This is a genomic window from Streptomyces sp. NPDC093071, from assembly GCF_044754545.1.
GTDB lineage: Bacteria > Actinomycetota > Actinomycetes > Streptomycetales > Streptomycetaceae > Streptomyces.
Genome location: NZ_JBIVPH010000015.1, coordinates 16,608 through 36,434, shown reverse-complemented (window position 1 = coordinate 36,434; position 19,827 = coordinate 16,608). Strand labels below are relative to the sequence as shown.

Sequence of the window (19,827 nt, the reverse complement as noted above, 5' to 3'; positions counted from 1 at the left end):
GGGCCCCTCAGGGCGCCAGCGCCTCCGCGAGATCGCGGAAGAAGCGGGCGTACGCGGCGGGGCTGGGCGGGGTCTCCGGGTTCCAGGGGGCGAGCCGGACCCCGCCGGGAAGGGCGTACGGGGGCGTGGCGTGGTCCCGGTCGTCGAAGAGGACCAGGTCGGGACGGAGTTCGGCGGCCCGCTCCCAGCCGGCGGTGAGCCAGTTGGCGCCGGGCCCGGGGCCCGGGTCGAGCAGCCGGACGCCGAGCCCGGCGAGCCACGCCAGCTCGGGCCAGGACTGCGGGCGGGCCAGGTGCACCTGCTCGGGACCGGCCCCGGAGAGGGCGAGGACCCGGAGGCCGGTCCGGGCCGCCGCCTCCCGGAGCGCGGCCTCGGCGGCCTCGAACTCCGCGAGGGCGGCCCCCTGGCCGGGCCCGACGGCCGGACTCACGGTCACCGGACGGACGATCTCCGGCCCCAGGGCCGACGCACCGACGACCACCGGGGTCACGCCGCTCGCGGGTGCGGTTACTGGATCCACGGCTGCGGTTACTGGGCCTGTGGCTGCCGGGCCTGTGGCTGCCGGGTCTGCGGCTGCTGGATCCGCGGCTTCCGCGCCTGCTGCTTCCGCGCTCGCGGCCACCGGCCCCCCGGCCTCCGGACCCGCGACCCTCAGGCCGGCGGCCAGCGCGGCGAACCGGTCGAGGATGGACGGCAGGTCCAGCTCGCCACCCACGGAGAGGGCGACGAGCGGCACCCCGAGCCGCTTGACCAGCGCCTCGTCCAGCGCGTACGGGCTCTTCCCGTCGTACGTCACGTCGACGACGACATCCGGCCGCAACTCCCGCAGCACCGCCTCGTCCAGGGCCCGGCCCGGCCCCAGGTACGGCACCCCGACCGCCTCCAGGACGCCCGCCTTCGCCGGGTCGTACACCTCGCCGTCGTGCCCGGAGCCGTACACCGCGACCGGTGTCACCCCCAGGTCGTACAGGGCGGCCCCGACCCGTACGTACGCGACCACCCGCCTCGGCACCCGGGCCGCCCCCAGCTGCTCGCCCCTGTCGTCCGTGAATCCCCATGCCTGCGTTCCGGACATGCGGCTGCTCCCTCCCCGGCCGGAATCTCCCTGTTCCGCCACCTTGGAACGGTTGTCCGATCCGCACAAGAGGGCCTGCGCCCCGGGCCGGCCGGGACCCCGGCTCCGGCTCCCCCTGCCGAAAGGCCGCCGGGAGGTGTTAACTTAACAGGTCGGGAGGAAGCCGTAGGAATCGCCGTGCCGTCGTGCGGGAGCGCCGCCTGCCGGGGCGCACGCGCACGGGCGGCCCTCACCGCCTGGAGTGAGCCATGCCCTTGCCCGGCCCGTTCTCGGACCCCCGTGTGATCACCCTCTTCGGCCTGCTCGCCGTCTCGACGGCGGCCTGGCTCGCCCTGAGCCTGCGGGCCCGTGCCCGGGACCGGGCCGGCATCCCGCTGGAGCGGGTCTGGCACCCGCAGGAGTCGGTCCCGCTGACCCCCGCCGAGGAGCACGCCTTCGGCCAGGTCGTCTCCCGCCTCTCCCCCGGCTCGACGGGCCGCCCGCGCTGATCACCCCGGGACGCGCTTCACCGGGCGCGCGGGTCGCGGCCCGTCGTGGCGAGCAGCCGCTCGAAGGCGGTGGCGTCCCCGGGCAGCCCGACCGCGTCCCCGAAGACGCCCATCTTCCGGGCCATCGGCGCCATCCGCTCCACCTCGTCCGCGAGGCCCGCCACCACGACCGGGTCCGGTGCGAAGGCCCGGCCGGTGGCACGGGCCAGGTCCCAGGCGTGCACGGTCAGGTCGAGCAGCACCATGCAGCCGACCGTCCGCGCGGGCAGCCCCATCGCCCCGGACGTGCCCTCCTCGGCGCCGGGCGCCGACCACGCCTCGACCAGCTTCCCGGCCTCCGCCCCGAACAGCTCGCGCCAGCCGGCGTCGGCGACCCGGTCCGGGGTCTCCGAGAAGTCGGGCGCCCCCTTGGCGGCGAGTACCTGGAAGTTCACCACGACGGAGAAGAGGTGGTTGACCAGGGCACGCACGTCGTACTCGGCGCAGGGCGTGGGCGCGCCGAGCGACGCGTCGGCGATCCCGCCGACCACGGGGACGGCGTCGGCGGCGGCGACGCGGAGCAGATCACCGATGGGGAGCGGGTCACCGGCAGGAAGCGGTGCGTCGATGCGGAGCGGGTCGTCGGTGGGGAGCGGGGCCTCGTTCGTCATGATCCCGACGCTAGGTGAACATGCCCGGCTCCGTCTTGAAGAAACACGACAAGCCGAGCGGAGGAGGCACCTACCATGCGGGCCATGTCCGCCTCCGCTCCCCGCAGGGACACCCGGGGCATCGTCGACCCCGCCGACCTGCTCTCCCGCGTCCGCTTCCGCCGGCACCTCCCGGCCCCGGAACTGCGGCCCTACCTGGAGCACTACTGGCTGATCGACTGGGACCTCCCGGAGCCGTACGCGAGCCACGTCGTCCCGCACCCGTCGGTGAACGTCGTCTTCCAGCGCCACGGCTCCCCGGCCGCCGGGGAGGACGTGTCGGCCGAGGTCGCGGGCGTCGGCCTCGGCCTCTTCACCCACGAGCTGGCGGAGACGGGCCGGGTCTGCGGCGTCCAGTTCCGCCCCGGCGGCTTCCGGCCCTTCGCGCCCGCGTGGCCGGTGTCGGCGTGGACGGGCCGCCGCGTCCCGCTGACCGAGGTCTTCCCGGACGCCCCGGGCACGGACCCCGGCGTCCCGGCCGCCGTCCTCTCCCCCGACGGGGACCACGCGCGCGTGGCGGCGCTCGACGCCTTCCTCCTGGCGCGCGGCCCGGCCCCCGATCCGGCGGCCGACCACGCCATGGAGCTGGTGGAACTGGCCCGTTCGGACCGCACGGTCCGCAGGGCGTCCCAACTCGCCGCCGCGTCCGGCCTGTCGGCCCGCTCCCTCCAGCGCCTCTTCGCGAGCCGCGTCGGCGTCGGCCCGAAGTGGGTGATCCTGCGGTACCGCCTCCACGAGGCCCTGGAACGCGCCGGGACCCCGGGCACCCCCGACTGGGCCGCCCTCGCGGCCGAACTGGGCTACAGCGACCAGGCCCACCTCGTACGGGACTTCACGGCGACGATCGGGGTGCCGCCGACGGCGTACGCCCGCGGACCGTCAGTGCCGTGACCTACCGTACGAAGATGGAGAACGAGACCCCGCGCGTACGCCTGGAACCCTGGTCCGACGAGGACGCCGGACTGCTGCGCGCCCTGAACACACCGGAGTTGACCGCCCACCTCGGCGGACCGGAGACCGAGGAACAAATCGTCTTGCGCCACCTGCGGTACGTGGAGATGAGCGCCGCGCACCCGGGCGCGGGCCGCATGTTCCGGATCGTGCTGCTCCCGGAGGAGACCGTGGCGGGCAGCATCGGCTTCTGGGGCCAGACCTGGGACGGCGAGCAGGTGTACGAGACCGGGTGGGCCGTCCTGTCGGGCTTCCAGGGCCGGGGCGTGGCGACGGCCGCCACGCGCGCGGTGATCGCGAAGGCCCGGACGGCGGCCACGCAGGGCCTGGGAGCGGGCCTCCGCCGCCATCTGCACGCGTTCCCCTCGGCGGGCAACGCCGCCTCGAACGCGGTGTGCCGCAAGGCGGGGTTCGAACCGCGCGGCGAGCGGGACTTCGAGTACCCGGCGGGGCGCCCGATGCGGTGCAACGACTGGCGGTTCGACCTGGGGGACCCGGCTCAGCGGTCCTGATCCGGCGCGGCGAGCGGCCGGGTGAAGTGGAAGGCCACGATGTCGAAGCGCTCCCTCAGGTAGAAACGGTGGGCTCCGGTGCGGTGGGTGCCGGAGTCGAGGTTCAGCTCGTGGCAGCCGGCCGCGCGGGCGTGGCCCTCCAAGTGGGCGATCAGCGCGTGCCCGACCCCGGTGGAACGGTCGGCCGCCGCCGTCACCAGGTCGTCGACGTAGAGCTTGCGCAGCGAGCTGGTGTTGACGACGATCCGCCAGCCGGCCGCGCCGACGCAGCGCCCGTCGTCCGCGTAGGCGGCGCTGAACCGCAGCCCCTGGGCGTGCCCGGCCTCGTACACCTCGCGGAAGAGCTCCGGGGTGAGGTGGGGGCGGAGTTCGGAGAGGACCGGCAGGAGGTCGCTCTCCAGGCGGGGGTCGCCCGGTCCGAGGTCGATGATCTTCATGCCGGGACGGTACCCCAGGATTTTTCGGGGTTGACCGCCGAGGCACCCTCCCGGATATTTATCTGTGTCACGCAGATGATGTGCGGCGCAGCCGAAACGACCGAGCCGGCCGGACCCTCCGGCCACCCGTCCCGGAAGGACACCCCATGACCGTTCTCGTCACCGGCGGCCGAGGCCGCGTCGCCTCCGCCCTGCTCGACCTCCTCGCCGCCGCGGGCATCGAGGCCAGGGCCGGATCCCGGAACCCCGCGGAGCTCTCCCCACCCCCCGGAGTCCGCGCCGTGCACTGCGACCTCACCGCCCCGGCCACCTTCGACACCGCCCTGCGAGGCGTCGACTCCGTCTTCCTCTACGCCGAGGCCGCGCACGCCGACGCCTTCGCCGAACGGGCCCGTGCCGCCGGCGTCGAGCACGTCGTCCTGCTCTCCTCCAGCTCCGTCCTCGCCCCCGACGCCGACCGGAACGCCGTCGCCGCCCGCCACCTCGCGGCCGAGCGCGCCCTCGCGGCCGCCGCCGAATCCGGCGCCTTCGAGGCCACCCACCTCCAGCCCGGCGCCTTCGCCACCAACGCCCTCGCCTGGGCACGACCGCTCAAGGCGGGCGGGGGCCCGACCCTGCCCCACCCGCACGCCCACAGCGACCCGATCCACGAGCGCGACCTCGCCGAAGCCGCCCTCGCGGTCCTCACCGAGCCCCGGCTGCGCGGCTCCTCCTACTGGCTGACGGGTCCCGCGTCACTGGACTTCACCGAACAGCTGGCGATCCTCGCCCAGGTGACCGGACGCCCCGCACCGCACACCGCCGTCACCCCCGAGGAGTGGAAGAAGTCGGTCGCCGCCTTCATGCCGGAACCGGTCGCGGACGGCCTCCTCTCCCACTGGGCCGCCCACGACGGCCGGCCCGCGCCCCTGACCGACACCGTGGAGGAACTGACCGGCCACCCGCCCCGCACCTTCGCCACCTGGGCCACGGACCACGCGGAGGCCTTCCGCCCCTGACCGACCCGCACCCCGCCCCGCCCCGGGTCGGATCAGGCCGAATTCTCTGGCAGCCCGTCCGCCCCCGGTGCCATCCTGTCCCCGTGAACGGACCGGAGATCCAGATCAGCTTCGCCCCCGGCCTGCGGCTCTTCGTCTCGGCGGAGCGGCGCTCGGGCCCCACCCCCGTGACCACCGACGGCGCCTCCTCCCTCGGCCACGTCGTGGAATCACTGGGTGTGCCCCTCACCGAGGCCGGACGGCTCCTGGTCGACGGACGGCCCGTCGAGGCCTCGCACGTCCCGAGCGCGGGCGAGACGATCGAGGTTCAGGCCGTCGCCCGCCCGCAGCCGGTCCCGGGCGCGCCCCTCCGGTTCCTGCTCGACGTGCACCTCGGCACCCTGGCCCGGCGACTGCGCCTGCTCGGCGTGGACGCGGCCTACGAGAGCGAGGACATCGGCGACCCCGCCCTGGCCGCGCTCTCCGCGCGGGAGCGCCGCGTCCTGCTCTCCCGGGACCGGGGCCTGCTGCGCCGCCGCGAGCTGTGGGCGGGCGCCTACGTCTACAGCGACCGCCCGGACGAGCAGCTCCGCGACGTCCTCGAACGGTTCGTGCCGCCGCTCGCGCCCTGGACCCGCTGCACGGCCTGCAACGGCGAACTGAGCGGCGCCGACAAGGACGCGGTCCGCGAGCGGCTGGAGCAGGGCACCGAGAAGACCTACGACGTGTTCGCCCAGTGCGTGGAGTGCGACCGGGTCTACTGGCGCGGCGCCCACCACGCGCGCCTGGAGGCGATCGTCTCCGACGCGGTACGCGAATTCGGCGGGGCGGCGGTCCGCCCGACGGCCCGCTAGCGGGCGTCCGGTCCGTCGAAGTCGCCCTCGCGCAGCCGCTCCACCTGCTGGGCGCTCACCTCGACGGTGCGCCGCATGTGGGCGATGAGCAGGGCGACCTCGGCATCGCTGTAGACGTCGAACATCGTGCCCCAGGTGCCGTTGAGCCTCCGCCACAGGGCGCCGAGCTCCGCCGTCCGCCCGGGGGCGAGCGAGACCAGGACCCGGCGCCGGTCCTCGGTGTCGCGCGCCCGCGTCACGTACCCGGCCCGCTCCAGACGGTCGACGAGCCGGGTCGCGGAGCCGGTGGTGAGCCCGGTCAGCTCGGCGATCCGCCCCGTGGTCACCGGCCCGCCCTCCAGACTGAGCAGGTTCAGACACTGCACATCGGTCGGGTGGAGCCCCAGATGGTCCGCGACGGCCTGGTTGAACAGGGCGTAGGCGGCCATGTAGCGGCGGGCCTCCCCGTACAGCTCGGTCATCAGCGCCTCGCGCCGGGCGGAACTCTTCTGCGTCATGCAGCGATCGTACGGACGGGGTCCGCCCGGAACGACGTACGGGTCACCGGTGGCGCGCGCCGGAACCCGGCGCCGACCGGCCGCCCCGATGCCCCTCCCACCGCCCCGCCTATCCTGGCCGGACGATCACCACCGTCGATCACCTGCGCGAGGAGCACGCCATGACCGCCTCCGGTACCCCCATCGCCGTCGTCACCGGCGCGAGCAGCGGAATCGGCGCCGCCACGGCCAGGCAGCTGGCCGCCGCCGGCTACCGCGTGGTCCTCACCGCCCGCCGCAAGGACCGCATCGAGGCCCTCGCCGCCGAGATCAACGACGCCGGCCACCAGGCCACCGCCTACGCCCTCGACGTCACCGACCGCGCCGCCGTCGACGAGTTCGCCACCGCCTTCCGCACCCTCGCCGTCCTGGTCAACAACGCGGGCGGCGCCCTCGGCGCCGACCCCGTCGCCACCGCCGACCCCGAGGACTGGCGCCGCATGTACGAGGTCAACGTCCTCGGCACCCTCCACATGACCCAGGCCCTGCTCCCCGCCCTCACCGCGAGCGGCGACGGCACGGTCGTCGTCCTCTCCTCCACCGCCGGCCACGCCACCTACGAGGGCGGCGCCGGCTACGTCGCCGCCAAGAACGGCGCCCGCGTCCTCGCCGAAACCCTCCGCCTGGAGATCGTCGGCACCCCCGTCCGCGTCATCGAGATCGCCCCCGGCATGGTCAAGACCGACGAGTTCGCCACCACCCGCTTCCGCGGCGACACCGACAAGGCCTCCAAGGTCTACGCCGGCGTGGCCGCCCCCCTCACCGCCGACGACGTCGCCGAAACCATCACCTGGGCCTGCACCCGCCCCTCACACGTCAACATCGACCTCCTGGTCGTCCGCCCCCGCGCCCAGGCCTCCAACACCAAGGTCCACCGGGAGCTGTAGAACCGCGAAAGGGGCCGGTGCGCACGACACCCGGCCCCTCCCGCCCCCGGAAGCGGCGCCCCGGAGCAGCGAGGCCCCGAGGGGACGGACTCAGCCCTTCACGCAGATGACCTGCTTCAGCTTCGCGACGACCTCCACCAGATCTCGCTGCCGGTCGATGACCTTCTCGATCGGCTTGTACGCGCCCGGGATCTCGTCCACGACGCCGGAGTCCTTGCGGCACTCCACGCCCCGCGTCTGTTCCTCCAGGTCCCGCGTCGTGAAGCGCCGCTTGGCCGCGCTCCGGCTCATCTTCCGACCCGCGCCGTGCGAGGCCGAGTTGAAGGACGCCGCGTTTCCGAGGCCCTTCACGATGTACGAGCCCGTGCCCATCGAGCCCGGGATGATCCCGAACTCCCCGGAGCCGGCCCGGATCGCGCCCTTCCGCGTGACCAGCAGGTCCATGCCCTCGTACCGCTCCTCCGCCACGTAGTTGTGGTGGCAGGAGATCACCTGCTCGAAGGTCACCCGGGCCTTGCGGAACTCCCGGCGGACGACCTCCTGGAAGAGCGCCATCATGATCGCGCGGTTGTACTTAGCGTACTCCTGCGCCCAGAAGAGGTCGTGCCGGTAGGCCGCCATCTGCGGGGTATCCGCGACGAACACCGCCAGGTCGCGGTCGACGAGCCCCTGGTTGTGCGGCAGCTTCTGCGCCTCGCCTATGTGATATTCGGCGAGCTCCTTGCCGATGTTCCGGGATCCGGAGTGCAGCATGAGCCACACCGAACCGGACGTATCGATGCAAAACTCCACGAAATGGTTGCCTGATCCGAGCGTCCCCATCTGCTGCCCCGCCCGCTCCCGCCGGAACTTCACCGCGTCCGCGACCCCGTCGAACCGCGACCAGAAGTCGTCCCAGCCCGCCGTCGGGAACTGGTACAGCCGCTTCGGATCCACCGCCTCGCGGTGGAGGCCGCGGCCGACCGGGATGGCCTGTTCGATCTTGGAGCGGAGGCGGGAGAGGTCGCCCGGCAGGTCGTCGGCCGTCAGGGAGGTCTTGACCGCCGACATGCCGCAGCCGATGTCCACGCCGACCGCCGCCGGACACACCGCGCCCTGCATCGCGATCACCGAGCCGACCGTCGCACCCTTGCCGTAGTGCACGTCCGGCATCACGGCCAGGCCCTTGATCCAGGGGAGCGTCGCCACGTTCCGCAGCTGCTGCATGGCGCCGCCCTCGACCGTGGAGGGGTCCGCCCACATCCGGATCGGCACCTGCGCCCCCGGCACCTCTACGTACGACATACTTCCTTGATTCCCCCGAAAAGACCGATAACGCAAAAACCGGAGCCAAAGCCCGTACAGGTGACAGGGGACCGGCATCAACGGCAGCGTGTGCGATAGACATTGTGTCCATCGGCCGGGTTCGCGCGGCAAACAGTTTTCGGGAAAGTCTTCGGGAGAAGGGAGCCTGGGACCGTGCAGCGAAAGAGGTACGCCCCCGGCCGCACCGGGTCCACGGCCCGTACCGCCGTCGTCCTCGCACTCGGCCTCGGCCTCGGCGCGGGTCTGGCGGGCTGCTCCTCCGGCGCCCCCGCCGACGACGTCAAGGTCGACGCCAAGGCCGGCGTCGCCTCCGCCGCCGCACCCCCCGGCCGCTACCGCACCCTCTTCGAGCCCTGCGGCTCCGTCCCGCAGGCCGTGCTCAAGGAGATGCTCCCGGGCGCGGCCGCCCTGCCCGATCCCGAGCGCGAGCGGACGTACCGGGGCACCGCCGCCGTCACGTACGACACCGACCGGCGCGTCGGCTGCTCGTGGCGGGCCGACACCCCGGAGACCTCGCACCGGCTCTCGCTCGACATCGAGCGGGTGGTCTCGTACGACACCGCCGTCAGCGACGACGACCGGGCGCAGGAGGTGTACGTCCGCAAGCAGCTCGCGGCGGGCATCCCCCTGCCGCCCACCGCCCCTCCGGAGCCCACCGGCACCCCCGGCGGCACGACCGGTCCCACGGGGACGGCGACCACCCCTCCGGCGCACAAGCCGACGACGGCCGGCGACACCGCCGCCACCGCTCCCACCCCCACCGCCACGGCGTCCACCGCTCCGGCCTCCGGCGGGCCGACCCCGTCCGGCGCTCCGGCCTCCACCGGTCTGGAGTCCCGCGTCCTGGAGGGCCTCGGGCAGGTCGCGTACCTCGACGACGCCCTCGGCAACGCCGGCGCGAACAGCCGGCAGCGGTCCGTCAGCGTGGTCTTCCGCACATCCAATGTGATCGTCACGGTGTCCTACCGGCAGGAGACCACCGGTCTCTCCGAGGCCCCGGACAGCACGGAACTGCAGGAAAGGGCCCGGAAGGTGGCCCGGCTGCTCGCCGATCGGCTGGAGGAGTAGCCGTTCGGCTCCGCTCCGTGAGCGGACGGCGACCACGTAACGTGTCGCCGTAGCCCGTGGCCGGACCGTACGACAAGCGACTGAAGGAACCATGCAGCGATCAGCTCGGCGACTCACCCGCATACTCGCCTGCGCAGCCGTCCCGGTGATGCTCGTCGTCGCCGGCTGCTCCTCCGACTCCGGTGACTCCGGGAAGCCGAAGGCGCAGGAGAAGACGGGTGCGTCCGCGACCCCCTCGCCCGCGCAGACGACGAAGACGGTCGAGCCGGCGAAGTTCGCGAAGCTGCCCCAGGTCTGCCGGTCGGTCTCGGCGAAGACGACGGCGGCCCTGGTGCCGAAGGCGAAGACCAAGAACGGGACGCCGGGCGTCTCCAGCGACCTGGCCAGCCGGGGCGGCTGCTCGTGGAACGGTCTCGACGACAAGGGCGTGAAGGGTTCGCAGTACCGCTGGCTGGACGTGTCCGTCTACCGGTACGAGTCGGACGCCTCGCTCGGCAGCGGGCAGGATCGGGCGCGGCAGAACCTCGCGAAGGAGGTCGCCAAGATCGAGGGGACCGCGGGGGCCAAGAAGCTGCGGACCACGGCGGCGACGGGCATCGGCGACGAGGCGAAGGCCATCACGTACCAGGAGAGCAAGACGGGCGAGGACTTCGTCTACACCTCGATCGTGGCGCGCACGGGCAACGTGCTGGTGCTGCTGTCGTACAACGGCGCCGGGTACGCGGGCGCGCCCACCCCGTCGGAGAAGACGATCACGGACGGCGCGGTCAAGGCCGCGAAGGAGGCCGTGGCGTCGGTCGCCGCGGCCAACAAGTAGGCGTGCCCAAGTAAGAGCGCACGAGTAAGCGCGCACAAGTAGGCGCGCACAAGTAGGCGCAAAGCAGTACGGAACGGCGCGGCGTCGCGGAGCCCGTCCCTCCCCCGGGGGCCGGGCTTCGTTCACATGTGCCACTCTGTGCGCGCGAGATGTCGATCGTTGGGAGGGTTCGCGGGTGGCCGCGATGCAGCTGACACGCACACACCGAATACTCATCGGCCTCGTCATCGCCGGTGCGCTGATCATCGCGGGAATCGGCTTCGCGGGTTCGTACGCGGCCGTGCGCGAGCTCGCGGTGCACAAGGGTTTCGGCACCTTCTCGTACTTCTTCCCGATCGGCATCGACGCGGGCATCTGTGTCCTGCTCGCGCTCGACCTGCTGCTGACGTGGCTGCGGATCCCGTTCCCGCTGCTGCGGCAGACCGCGTGGGTGCTGACGGCGGCGACCATCGCCTTCAACGGCGCGGCCGCGTGGCCGGACCCGCTGGGCGTGGGGATGCACGCGGTGATTCCGGTGCTGTTCGTGGTGTCCGTGGAGGCCGCGCGGCACGCGGTGGGCCGGATCGCGGACATCACGGCCGACAAGCACATGGAGGGCGTGCGGCTGACCCGGTGGCTGCTGTCGCCGGTGCCGACGTTCCGGCTGTGGCGGCGGATGAAGCTGTGGGAGCTGCGCTCGTACGAGCAGGTCATCAAGCTGGAGCAGGAGCGGATGATCTACCAGGCCCGGCTCCAGGCCCGGTTCGGCCGGAACTGGCGGCGAAAGGCCCCGGTGGAGGCCCTGATGCCGCTGCGTCTGGCGCGGTACGGGGTGCCGCTGGCGGAGACGGCGGCGGCAGGACTCGCGGCGGCGGGCATCGAGCCGGCGGTGCTGCCCCCGCAGCCGGGCCAGGCGTTCGATCCGTCCCAGCCGGCTCCGCTGCCCCAGCAGTTCCAGCAGCCCCAGCCGGCCCTGGCGGCGCAGCCGCTTCCGCAGCAGGCGGGGCTTCCGGGGGCGGACGCGCCGGTCGCGCCCGCCGCGCCGGTGAACCACGAGAGCCCGTGGTTCGACGCGCAGGAGGTCTCCCCGACGGCGTACACGGGCACGTACAACCTGCGGGGCGCCGAGGGGCAGGAGCAGCAGCAGCCGGTCCCGGGTCCGCAGGCCCCGGAGGGCTTCGCCGAGTACCAGGAGCCCGTCGAGGAGTACGCGGCGGAGTACCCCGGCGAGTACGCCGAGGAGCCGGACCCCCGGGACGGCCAGCTGTACAAGGTCGTCCAGGACCTGATGTGGGAGTACGCCCGGGAGAACGACCACCTCCTGGAGGAGGCGGAGTTCGCGCGTCTGGTGACCGAGGAGCACGGGGGTCAGGAGTACTACGACCCCGAGCTGCTCCCGCTGCTGATCGCGGAGACGCAGGAGGAGATCCGGCAGGCGATGGCCGCGCGCCACACCACCTGATCCGTCCGCTTGATCCGTCCGTCTGATCCGTACGCCTGATCCTTACGCCGTACGGAGAAGGGCTGCCGCCCGGAGGAGTTCCGGGCGGCAGCCCTTTTTCGCGTCCTACGCGTCCGTCACGCGCCGAGGAGCTTCCTGACCCGCTCCGCGCCGACGGCGAGGAGGAGGGTGGGGAGGCGCGGGCCGGTCTCGCGGCTCACGAGGAGCTTGTAGAGCAGGGCGAAGAAGGCGCGCTGGGCGAGCTTGAGCTCGGGCGTCGGCTTGGCCTCGGGGTCGAGTCCGGCCATGACCTTCGGGACGCCGTAGACGAGGGTGGTGAGCCCGTCGAGCGACCAGTGGGTGTCGAGGCCGTCCAGGAGGAGGCGGAGCGACTCGCGGCCCTCGTCGTCCAGGGAGCCGAGGAGCTCGGTGTCGGGCTCGTCGCGGACGATGGTGCGCTGGTCGGCCGGGACCTGGTTGGTGATCCAGTTCTCGGCGCGGTCGAGGCGCGGCCGGACCTCGTCGAGGGAGGTGACGGGGTTGTCGGGGTCGAGTTCGGTGAGGATCCGCAGGGTCTGCTCGTCGTGTCCGGCGGTGATGTCCATGACCGAGGCCAGGGTCCGGTACGGGAGCGGGCGCGGGGTCCGGGGCAGTTCGCCGGCGGCGGTGCGGGCGGCGCGGGAGTGGGCGGCGGCGTCGGCGGGCAGGACGGTGCCGTCGGCGACCTTGGCCTCCAGCTTGTCCCACTCGTCGTAGAGCCGCTGGATCTCCTGGTCGAAGGCGATCTTGAAGGACTGGTTGGGCTTGCGGCGGGCGTAGAGCCAGCGCAGCAGGGGCGCTTCCATGATCTTCAGCGCGTCGGCGGCGGTGGGGACGCCGCCGCGCGAGGAGGACATCTTGGCCATGCCGCTGATGCCGACGAAGGCGTACATGGGGCCGATGGGCTGGACGCCGTCGAAGATCTCGCGGACGATCTGGCCGCCGACGACGAAGGAGGAGCCGGGCGAGGAGTGGTCGACGCCGGAGGGCTCGAAGATCACGCCCTCGTAGGCCCAGCGCATGGGCCAGTCGACCTTCCAGACCAGCTTGCCGCGGTTGAACTCGCTGAGCCTGACGGTCTCGGCGAAGCCGCAGGCCGTGCAGGTGTAGGCGAGTTCGGTGGTGTCGTCGTCGTAGGAGGTGACGGTGGTGAGGTCCTTCTCGCACCGCCCGCAGTAGGGCTTGTACGGGAAGTAGCCGGCGCCGCCGCCGGAGCCGTCGTCCTCGGCGGCCGCGCCGGAGCCCTCCTCGGCCTCCAGCTCGGCTTCGTCGAGGGGCTTCTGGGACTGCTTCTTCGGCGCCTTCTTGGTGCGGTACTGGTCGAGGATGGCGTCGATGTCGGCGCGGTGGCGCACGGCGTGCAGGATCTGCTCGCGGTAGGCCCCGGTGGTGTACTGCTCGGTCTGGCTGATCGGGTCGTACTCGACGCCGAGCTCGGCCAGGGACTCGACCATGGCGGCCTTGAAGTGCTCGGCCCAGTTGGGGTGGGGCGAGCCGGCAGGGGCCGGGACGGAGGTCAGCGGCTTGCCGATGTGCTCGGCCCAGGTCTCGTCGATGCCCTCGATGCCGTTCGGCACCTTGCGGTAGCGGTCGTAGTCGTCCCAGGAGACGAGGTGCCGGACGGTGTGGCCGCGGCGGCGGATCTCGTCGGCGACCAGGTGCGGGGTCATGACCTCGCGGAGGTTGCCGAGGTGGATCGGGCCGGAGGGGGAGAGGCCGGAGGCGACGACGACCGGTTTGCCAGGCGCACGTCGCTCCGACTCGGCGATGACCTCGTCCGCGAAACGGGAGACCCAGTCGGTCTCGGTGCTGCTCTGAGCCACGGTCGGTACGTCCTTCTTTCCGTAAATCCCTCGGTGCCCGGTGTCGGGCCTCACGCCTGTCATTGTCCCAGACGGAACGACGGGCCCCGGGGTTGTCCACAGGCCCGGGTTGTCCACAGGCGGAGAAAACACGTTGCTCTCCCATGGGACACTTGACAAGCGAAATAGACCACCGGACACCTCTCAACGGAACGGAAGCTCATGGCCTCGGTCCCTTCCCTCGCTTCGACCGTGCAGCAGCGCCTCGCGGACGGACTCTCGGCAGCCCTGCCGGAGGCCGCGGCCGCCGACCCGCTGCTGCGACGTAGCGACCGGGCCGACTTCCAGGCCAACGGCATCCTGGCGCTCGCCAAGCGGCTGAAGGGCAATCCGCGGGAGCTGGCGACGCGGGTCGTCGAGGCGATTCCGGCGAACGAAGTGCTGAAGGAGGTCGAGGTCTCCGGGCCCGGCTTCCTGAACATCACGGTCACCGACGCGGCGATCGTGGAGACCCTCGCGGCCCGTGCCGCCGACGCGCGGCTCGGCGTGCCGTTCGACGAGTCGGCCGGCACGACGGTGATCGACTACGCGCAGCCGAACGTGGCGAAGGAGATGCACGTCGGCCACCTGCGGTCCGCGGTGATCGGCGCGGCGATGGTCGAGATCCTGGAGTTCACCGGCGAGACGGTGGTCCGGCGCCACCACATCGGCGACTGGGGCACCCAGTTCGGGATGCTCATCCAGTACCTGATCGAGCACCCGCACGAGCTGGACCACTCCTCGGAGTCCGAGGTGTCCGGCGAAGAGGCGATGTCGAACCTCAACCGGCTGTACAAGGCGTCGCGCGCCCTGTTCGACTCCGACGAGGAGTTCAAGACGCGGGCCCGCGCGCGCGTGGTGGACCTCCAGGCCGGTGACGAGGAGACGCTCGCGCTCTGGCAGCGGTTCGTGGAGGAGTCGAAGATCTACTTCTACTCGGTCTTCGACAAGCTGGACATGGACATCCGGGACGCCGACGTGGTCGGTGAGTCCGGTTACAACGACATGCTGGCGGAGACCTGCCGGATCCTGGAGGAGTCGGGCGTCGCGGTCCGCTCCGAGGGTGCGCTGTGCGTGTTCTTCGACGACGTGAAGGGCCCGGACGGCAACCCGGTGCCGCTGATCGTGCAGAAGTCCGACGGCGGTTTCGGCTACGCGGCGACGGACCTGTCGGCGATCCGGGACCGGGTGCGGAACCTGAAGGCGACGTCCCTGCTGTACGTGGTGGACGCGCGGCAGTCGCTGCACTTCAAGATGGTCTTCGAGACGGCCCGCCGGGCGGGCTGGCTGAACGACGAGGTGAAGGCGCACCAGCTGGCGTTCGGCACGGTCCTGGGCAAGGACGGCAAGCCGTTCAAGACCCGTGAGGGCGAGACGGTCCGGCTGGTGGACCTGCTGGACGAGGCCGTGGAGCGGGCGACCGAGGTCGTCCGCGAGAAGGAGGAGACCTACCGGGAGAAGACCGGTCAGTCGCTCCTGACCGAGGCGGAGATCGTCGAGAACGGCCAGTACGTGGGCATCGGCGCGGTGAAGTACGCCGACCTGTCGACGTCGGCCGCGCGCGACTACAAGTTCGACCTGGACCAGATGGTGTCGCTGAACGGCGACACGTCGGTGTACCTCCAGTACGCGTACGCGCGGGTCAGGTCGATCTTCGGCAAGGCGGGCGACCGCACCCCGGTCGCCCACCCGGAGCTGGAGCTGGCCCCGGCGGAGCGCGCGCTCGGTCTGCACCTGGACCAGTTCGGCGAGGTGATCGCGGAGGCCGCTGCGGAGTACGCCCCGCACAAGCTCGCCGCGTACCTCTACCAGCTGGCCTCGCTGTACACGACGTTCTACGACCAGTGCCCGGTCATCAAGCCGGAGCCGGCGCGGGAGGTCGCGGAGAACCGTCTGTTCCTCTGTGACCTGACGGCCCGCACGCTCCACCAGGGCATGGCGCTCCTGGGCATCCGGACGCCCGAGCGCCTCTGATCCCACGGTGCCCCGAGGGGCCCCGCGTTCATCCGTCGGCCGGGCGCCATTCGCCCGGCTCGACCCACCAGATGTACGCGGGGCGCCCGGCGGTCGCGCTGGTGCGGAACGGGCGGCCTCCGTCGTCGACCCGGATCGTGCCCTTGCGGTCGCCGCTGCTCCAGTCGACCTCCAGGTACCAGCTGACGTCGTGGGCCTTCGTGGTCACGTCGAAGCGGAGCACCTGGGGGTCGTCGGACGCGACCTTGTAGGGGAAGTCCTTGGCGGGCACGACGACGTCGCCGTTCTGTCCGGCGACCGGCCGGAGGGCGGGCTGGGAGCGGTCGAGGTCCACGGCGAAGGTCTGCGGGGTGACGCCGCTGCCGCAGCCCTCGCCCATCGAGAACGCCGACCAGGGCAGCGCGGCGGAGCGCCCCACCACCCGGACGTGCACGTCGTTGATGACCACGGAGTCGGACGTGCGGCCCGTGGCGGTGAGTTCGAGGCGCATCCCGCCGCCGTCCACCGCGCCGAGCGCCCGCGCCCAGCCGCGGTGGTCCTGCGGAGGCGGCGGCGGAGGAACCTCGCCGGGCGCGCGGTCGAGCAGGTAGTACTGCCCGCAGGGCAGCTCCCAGTTGTACGAGCTGACGCCGACGCGCAGCGGGACGCCGGTCGCGGGCGCGCCGGACCGCGAGGCGGTCGGTGAGAGGTTCCGCGAGGGCGCCGGGGAGGGGGACGCGGGGCCCTTGCCGTCCGGGAGCCCGGACGGGGAGCCGGACGAGGACGGCGTCGGCGTCGCGGTCGGGGACGGGGTGGGGCCGGGGCGTATGGGGGCGGTGCCGCCGGTCGCCGGACCGGACGGGGCGGGTGTCCGCGCCGCCCGCTCCGGTCGTCCGCCGTCGCCCCCGGCCGCGAACACGGCGACCGGCACGGCCGCCGCGACGACCGCGAGGGCGGCGAGTGCGACGAGCACCCGGCGTCGGCGCGGGCTCCCGTTCCGGGGGCCGGGCCCGTCGGGAACGGCGCCTCCTGTGTCCGGCCGCGCGTCCAGCTCCGTATCCGCGTCCACCACCGATACCGGCTCGGGCCCGGAATCCTTCACGGGTACGGGTTCTGACACCGCCTCAGGCGTAGGCGTAGGCGCAGGCGCCGACTCCGCCTCCGGCCCCACCTCCGCCTCCGCCTCCTCCGGCACCGGCACCGGCACCGGCACCGGCACCGGCACCAACTCCGAATCAGGTTCCGCCTCCGCCCCGTTCGGCCTCGCCCCCGCCCCCGTCGCCGTCGCCGCCCGCCCCCGCGTCCGCGCGTCGTCCGCGACGATCCATCGCCGGTGCAGCTCGATCAGTTCCTCGCGCTCGGCCCCGCACAGCCGCGCGAACCGCTCGACCGCCGCGAACTCGGCCGGTACGGCGTCCCCGTTGCAGTAGCGGTGCAGGGTCGAGGCGCTGACGTGCAGCCGTCCGGCGAGCACCCCGTAACTGCGCCCCGAACGTTCCTTCAGCCGCCGCAGCAGCGCGCCCAACTCCTGGGCCTCCGGTGTGGTCGCCACCGTGCCCCTCCCCGTGATCGGTGCCCTCGCGTCCCGGAACGGCGTTCCAGGCAGGGGCCGTTCCCGCTGGTCACCGTACCCGTGAGCATTTCGGCGTCCCTCATGGCCCGTGCGGCGTTGCGGCCGGAATCCGCCGCCCCGCAACCTGGGACCACGCCGCACGGCACCGGTCGACGGAACGTGCGGCGGTCGCAGACCGACCGAAAAGCAACGACATCCACGGGGGTTCCACCACCATGCGCACACACCGCGTCCGCGTCGCCGCCGCGGCGGCCGTCACCGCAGCCGCCCTCTCCCTCACCGCCTGCCAGGGTTCGGCGGGCGGGACGCGGGACGAGGGCAGGGCCTCGTCCCCGACCACGACCGCGCCGACCACCACCGCCACTGCCACCGCCACCGCCACCGTACCGACGACGGCACCGGAGCCCACCTCGACGTCCACGCCGGCACCCGCCCCCACGGACCCGGCCCCCTCCGGCAACGCCAGCACCTCCCCGCAGGGCTCCTCCGGCACCACCGCCGCCCCCGGCAAGAGCAAGGGCGACGGCAAGGGCGGGGGCGGCGGGAAGGACACGGCGGACCGGCCGTGCGACGCGTCGGCCGTGCGGGTCGTCTACAGCCCGGTCAGCCGCCCGCTCAACCACGCGCTGCTCACCGTCACCAACACCGGCCGCACGGCGTGCAGCGCCTACTACGCCCCGGTGCTGCGCCTGGACGACGGGCAGGCGGCGGTCGCGGTGGACCAGGGCAGCAAGCCGCAGGCGGTCGTCACCCTGTTCCCGGGCGAGAGCGCGTACGCGGCCATGATCCTGTCGGCGGCCGACGGCAGCGGGCAGCACGGCCGGACGTCGAAGAGGCTGACCGTGTGGTTCGCCCCGCGCGACAACGTGGGCTCGGCCGGGGGCCCGGCCGTCCTGAAGCTGCCCGCCGGCACGTACACGGACAGCACGACCCGGGTCACCTACTGGCAGAGCTCGATGGAGGACGCCCTGGGCTTCTGACCGGCCCCACGACCAGCCTCCCGACAGACCTCCCGACCCGCCTTCCGGACGGCCTCACCGAATGCCGTGCGAGGTCCGTCCGGACACCTCGTCGATCTCCGTGTGGGCCTTCTGGAGGAGCTGCGAGGCGAGGTCCATCAGGGCGCGCGCCCCGGCGATCTCCTCGCCGACCCGCAGCTGGTCCGGGTCGGAGGGGTGCCGGTTCGCGGTGCCGTGGGCCCGGAACTCGGTGCCGTCGCCGAGCCGGACCATGGCGGCGGCCCGCGTCCGGTCGCCCTCCTCCCGGAACTCCATCTCCACGTGCCATCCGACCAGCGTGTGCATCATGAGGACCACCTCCGGCGAGGTACCTGTCGGCTACTCCTCCAGGGTGCGCCGGTCGACGGTCCCCCACCAGCCAGGGGCGGTCAGACGCCGCCGAGCTTTCGCGCGGCCTCGGTCGCCCAGTACGTCAGGATCATCTGCGCGCCGGCCCGCCGGATGCCGGTGAGGCTCTCCAGGATCGCCTTGTCGCGGTCGATCCAGCCCTTCTCGGCGGCGGCCTCGACCATCGCGTACTCGCCGCTGATCTGGTACGCGGCGACCGGCACGTCCACGGCGTCGGCGACCTTGGCGAGGACGTCGAGGTAGGGGCCCGCGGGCTTGACCATGACCATGTCCGCGCCCTCCTCCAGGTCGAGCGCCAGCTCGCGCATCGACTCGCGGAGGTTGGCCGGGTCCTGCTGGTAGGTCTTGCGGTCGCCCTTGAGGGAGGAGCCGACGGCCTCGCGGAAGGGGCCGTAGAAGACGGAGGAGTACTTCACGGTGTACGCGAGGATCGCGACGTCCTCCTTGCCGATGGTGTCGAGGGCGTCGCGGACCACGCCGACCTGGCCGTCCATCATCCCGGAGGGGCCGACGACGTGGACGCCGGCGTCGGCCTGGACCTGGGCCATCTCGGCGTACCGTTCCAGCGTGGCGTCGTTGTCGACGCGGCCCTCGGCGTCCAGGACGCCGCAGTGGCCGTGGTCGGTGAATTCGTCGAGGCAGAGGTCGGACATGATCACGAGGTCGTCGCCGACCTCGGCCCGTACGTCCCGGATCGCGACCTGGAGGATTCCGTCGGGGTCGGTCCCTGCGGTGCCGGCGGCGTCCTTCTTGGCGTCCTCGGGCACGCCGAAGAGCATGATCCCGGAGACCCCGGCCTCCAGCGCCTCCACGGCGGCCTTCCGCAGGGTGTCGCGCGTGTGCTGCACGACCCCGGGCATCGCCTCGATCGGCACGGGCTCGGTGATCCCCTCGCGCACGAACGCGGGCAGGATCAGGTCGGCCGGGTGCAGTCGCGTCTCGGCCACCATCCGGCGCATGACGGGCGTGGTCCGCAGCCGCCGCGGGCGCGCCCCGGGAAAGGATCCGTACGAGTTCATACGGTCGAGGCTACGCCCG

20 protein-coding genes are annotated in these 19,827 nt (G+C 72.8%); 11 read left to right on the top strand and 9 right to left on the bottom strand.

The features are described from left to right. Positions 1 to 7 precede the first annotated feature (7 nt). The gene (locus tag ACIQD7_RS32760) at positions 8 to 1,075 is read right to left on the bottom strand and encodes an ABC transporter substrate-binding protein (RefSeq protein WP_402446694.1); all 1,068 of its coding nucleotides are present in this window, start codon (positions 1,073 to 1,075) and stop codon (positions 8 to 10) included. Between the two features lie 248 nt (positions 1,076 to 1,323). Here ACIQD7_RS32760 and ACIQD7_RS32755 point away from each other — a divergent pair, with 248 nt between their 5' ends. Then, positions 1,324 to 1,563 (top strand): hypothetical protein, encoded by a 240-nt coding sequence (locus tag ACIQD7_RS32755; RefSeq protein ID WP_402446693.1) that lies wholly within the window; start codon positions 1,324 to 1,326, stop codon positions 1,561 to 1,563. 17 nt (positions 1,564 to 1,580) lie between these two features. On the opposite strand, the gene ACIQD7_RS32750 is transcribed toward ACIQD7_RS32755, so the two are convergent. After that, positions 1,581 to 2,213, bottom strand: a complete 633-nt coding sequence (locus ACIQD7_RS32750; protein WP_402446690.1) for a TIGR03086 family metal-binding protein — start codon at positions 2,211 to 2,213, stop codon at positions 1,581 to 1,583. Positions 2,214 to 2,297: 84 nt separating this feature from the next. On the opposite strand from ACIQD7_RS32750, the gene ACIQD7_RS32745 reads away from it, so the two are divergent. Together ACIQD7_RS32745 and ACIQD7_RS32740 are read left to right on the top strand one after the other, a co-directional pair. After that, positions 2,298 to 3,143, top strand: coding sequence for a DUF6597 domain-containing transcriptional factor (locus ACIQD7_RS32745; RefSeq protein WP_402446687.1), 846 nt, complete (start codon positions 2,298 to 2,300; stop codon positions 3,141 to 3,143). Positions 3,144 to 3,157: 14 nt separating this feature from the next. Continuing rightward, positions 3,158 to 3,715: a GNAT family N-acetyltransferase gene (locus ACIQD7_RS32740; RefSeq protein WP_121828983.1), complete on the top strand. Its 558-nt coding sequence runs from the start codon at positions 3,158 to 3,160 to the stop codon at positions 3,713 to 3,715. On the opposite strand, the gene ACIQD7_RS32735 is transcribed toward ACIQD7_RS32740, so the two are convergent. Then, positions 3,703 to 4,152, bottom strand: coding sequence for a GNAT family N-acetyltransferase (locus ACIQD7_RS32735; protein WP_121828950.1), 450 nt, complete (start codon positions 4,150 to 4,152; stop codon positions 3,703 to 3,705). The two genes, ACIQD7_RS32740 and ACIQD7_RS32735, sit on opposite strands and share 13 nt — an antisense overlap. A 146-nt stretch (positions 4,153 to 4,298) precedes the next feature. Here ACIQD7_RS32735 and ACIQD7_RS32730 point away from each other — a divergent pair, with 146 nt between their 5' ends. Next, on the top strand, positions 4,299 to 5,150 hold the full coding sequence (locus tag ACIQD7_RS32730; protein WP_402446684.1) for an NAD(P)H-binding protein: 852 nt from the start codon (positions 4,299 to 4,301) through the stop codon (positions 5,148 to 5,150). Positions 5,151 to 5,233: 83 nt separating this feature from the next. Continuing rightward, positions 5,234 to 5,983, top strand: a complete 750-nt coding sequence (locus ACIQD7_RS32725) for a Mut7-C RNAse domain-containing protein (RefSeq protein WP_402446681.1) — start codon at positions 5,234 to 5,236, stop codon at positions 5,981 to 5,983. Here the strand turns inward: ACIQD7_RS32725 and ACIQD7_RS32720 are convergent. After that, the gene (locus tag ACIQD7_RS32720; RefSeq protein ID WP_399759842.1) at positions 5,980 to 6,480 is read right to left on the bottom strand and encodes a MarR family winged helix-turn-helix transcriptional regulator; all 501 of its coding nucleotides are present in this window, start codon (positions 6,478 to 6,480) and stop codon (positions 5,980 to 5,982) included. The two genes, ACIQD7_RS32725 and ACIQD7_RS32720, sit on opposite strands and share 4 nt — an antisense overlap. A 161-nt stretch (positions 6,481 to 6,641) precedes the next feature. Between ACIQD7_RS32720 and ACIQD7_RS32715 the strand changes: the two genes are divergently transcribed. After that, positions 6,642 to 7,406, top strand: a complete 765-nt coding sequence (locus tag ACIQD7_RS32715) for an SDR family NAD(P)-dependent oxidoreductase (RefSeq protein ID WP_121828946.1) — start codon at positions 6,642 to 6,644, stop codon at positions 7,404 to 7,406. A gap of 90 nt (positions 7,407 to 7,496) precedes the next feature. On the opposite strand, the gene ACIQD7_RS32710 is transcribed toward ACIQD7_RS32715, so the two are convergent. Beyond that, positions 7,497 to 8,690: an RtcB family protein gene (locus tag ACIQD7_RS32710; protein ID WP_402446678.1), complete on the bottom strand. Its 1,194-nt coding sequence runs from the start codon at positions 8,688 to 8,690 to the stop codon at positions 7,497 to 7,499. 174 nt (positions 8,691 to 8,864) lie between these two features. Here ACIQD7_RS32710 and ACIQD7_RS32705 point away from each other — a divergent pair, with 174 nt between their 5' ends. The 3 genes from ACIQD7_RS32705 to ACIQD7_RS32695 all read left to right on the top strand — a co-directional run bounded on the left by ACIQD7_RS32705 (position 8,865) and on the right by ACIQD7_RS32695 (position 12,037). Continuing rightward, the gene (locus tag ACIQD7_RS32705) at positions 8,865 to 9,779 is read left to right on the top strand and encodes a DUF3558 domain-containing protein (RefSeq protein ID WP_402446676.1); all 915 of its coding nucleotides are present in this window, start codon (positions 8,865 to 8,867) and stop codon (positions 9,777 to 9,779) included. A gap of 91 nt (positions 9,780 to 9,870) precedes the next feature. Next, positions 9,871 to 10,596, top strand: a complete 726-nt coding sequence (locus ACIQD7_RS32700; RefSeq protein WP_402446674.1) for a DUF3558 domain-containing protein — start codon at positions 9,871 to 9,873, stop codon at positions 10,594 to 10,596. 175 nt (positions 10,597 to 10,771) lie between these two features. After that, positions 10,772 to 12,037 (top strand): DUF2637 domain-containing protein, encoded by a 1,266-nt coding sequence (locus tag ACIQD7_RS32695; protein ID WP_402446672.1) that lies wholly within the window; start codon positions 10,772 to 10,774, stop codon positions 12,035 to 12,037. Between the two features lie 116 nt (positions 12,038 to 12,153). Here ACIQD7_RS32695 and lysS read toward each other — a convergent pair whose 3' ends face one another. Continuing rightward, a complete protein-coding gene (gene lysS, locus ACIQD7_RS32690) occupies positions 12,154 to 13,941 on the bottom strand; it encodes a lysine--tRNA ligase (RefSeq protein ID WP_240449879.1) in 1,788 nt (595 codons plus the stop codon). A 138-nt stretch (positions 13,942 to 14,079) separates the two neighbouring features. Here lysS and argS point away from each other — a divergent pair, with 138 nt between their 5' ends. Then, positions 14,080 to 15,870, top strand: coding sequence for an arginine--tRNA ligase (argS, locus tag ACIQD7_RS32685; protein ID WP_402446669.1), 1,791 nt, complete (start codon positions 14,080 to 14,082; stop codon positions 15,868 to 15,870). Positions 15,871 to 15,898: 28 nt separating this feature from the next. Here argS and ACIQD7_RS32680 read toward each other — a convergent pair whose 3' ends face one another. After that, positions 15,899 to 17,401, bottom strand: a complete 1,503-nt coding sequence (locus ACIQD7_RS32680; RefSeq protein ID WP_402446668.1) for a helix-turn-helix domain-containing protein — start codon at positions 17,399 to 17,401, stop codon at positions 15,899 to 15,901. Between the two features lie 236 nt (positions 17,402 to 17,637). Between ACIQD7_RS32680 and ACIQD7_RS32675 the strand changes: the two genes are divergently transcribed. Next, a complete protein-coding gene (locus ACIQD7_RS32675) occupies positions 17,638 to 18,402 on the top strand; it encodes a DUF4232 domain-containing protein (RefSeq protein ID WP_402446666.1) in 765 nt (254 codons plus the stop codon). Between the two features lie 54 nt (positions 18,403 to 18,456). Here the strand turns inward: ACIQD7_RS32675 and ACIQD7_RS32670 are convergent, their stop codons facing one another. Further along, positions 18,457 to 18,726, bottom strand: a complete 270-nt coding sequence (locus ACIQD7_RS32670; protein WP_053640757.1) for a DUF1876 domain-containing protein — start codon at positions 18,724 to 18,726, stop codon at positions 18,457 to 18,459. An 83-nt stretch (positions 18,727 to 18,809) separates the two neighbouring features. Further along, complete coding sequence (gene hemB / locus ACIQD7_RS32665) at positions 18,810 to 19,808, bottom strand: porphobilinogen synthase (protein WP_402446663.1); 999 nt, start codon at positions 19,806 to 19,808, stop codon at positions 18,810 to 18,812. Positions 19,809 to 19,827: the final 19 nt, after the last annotated feature.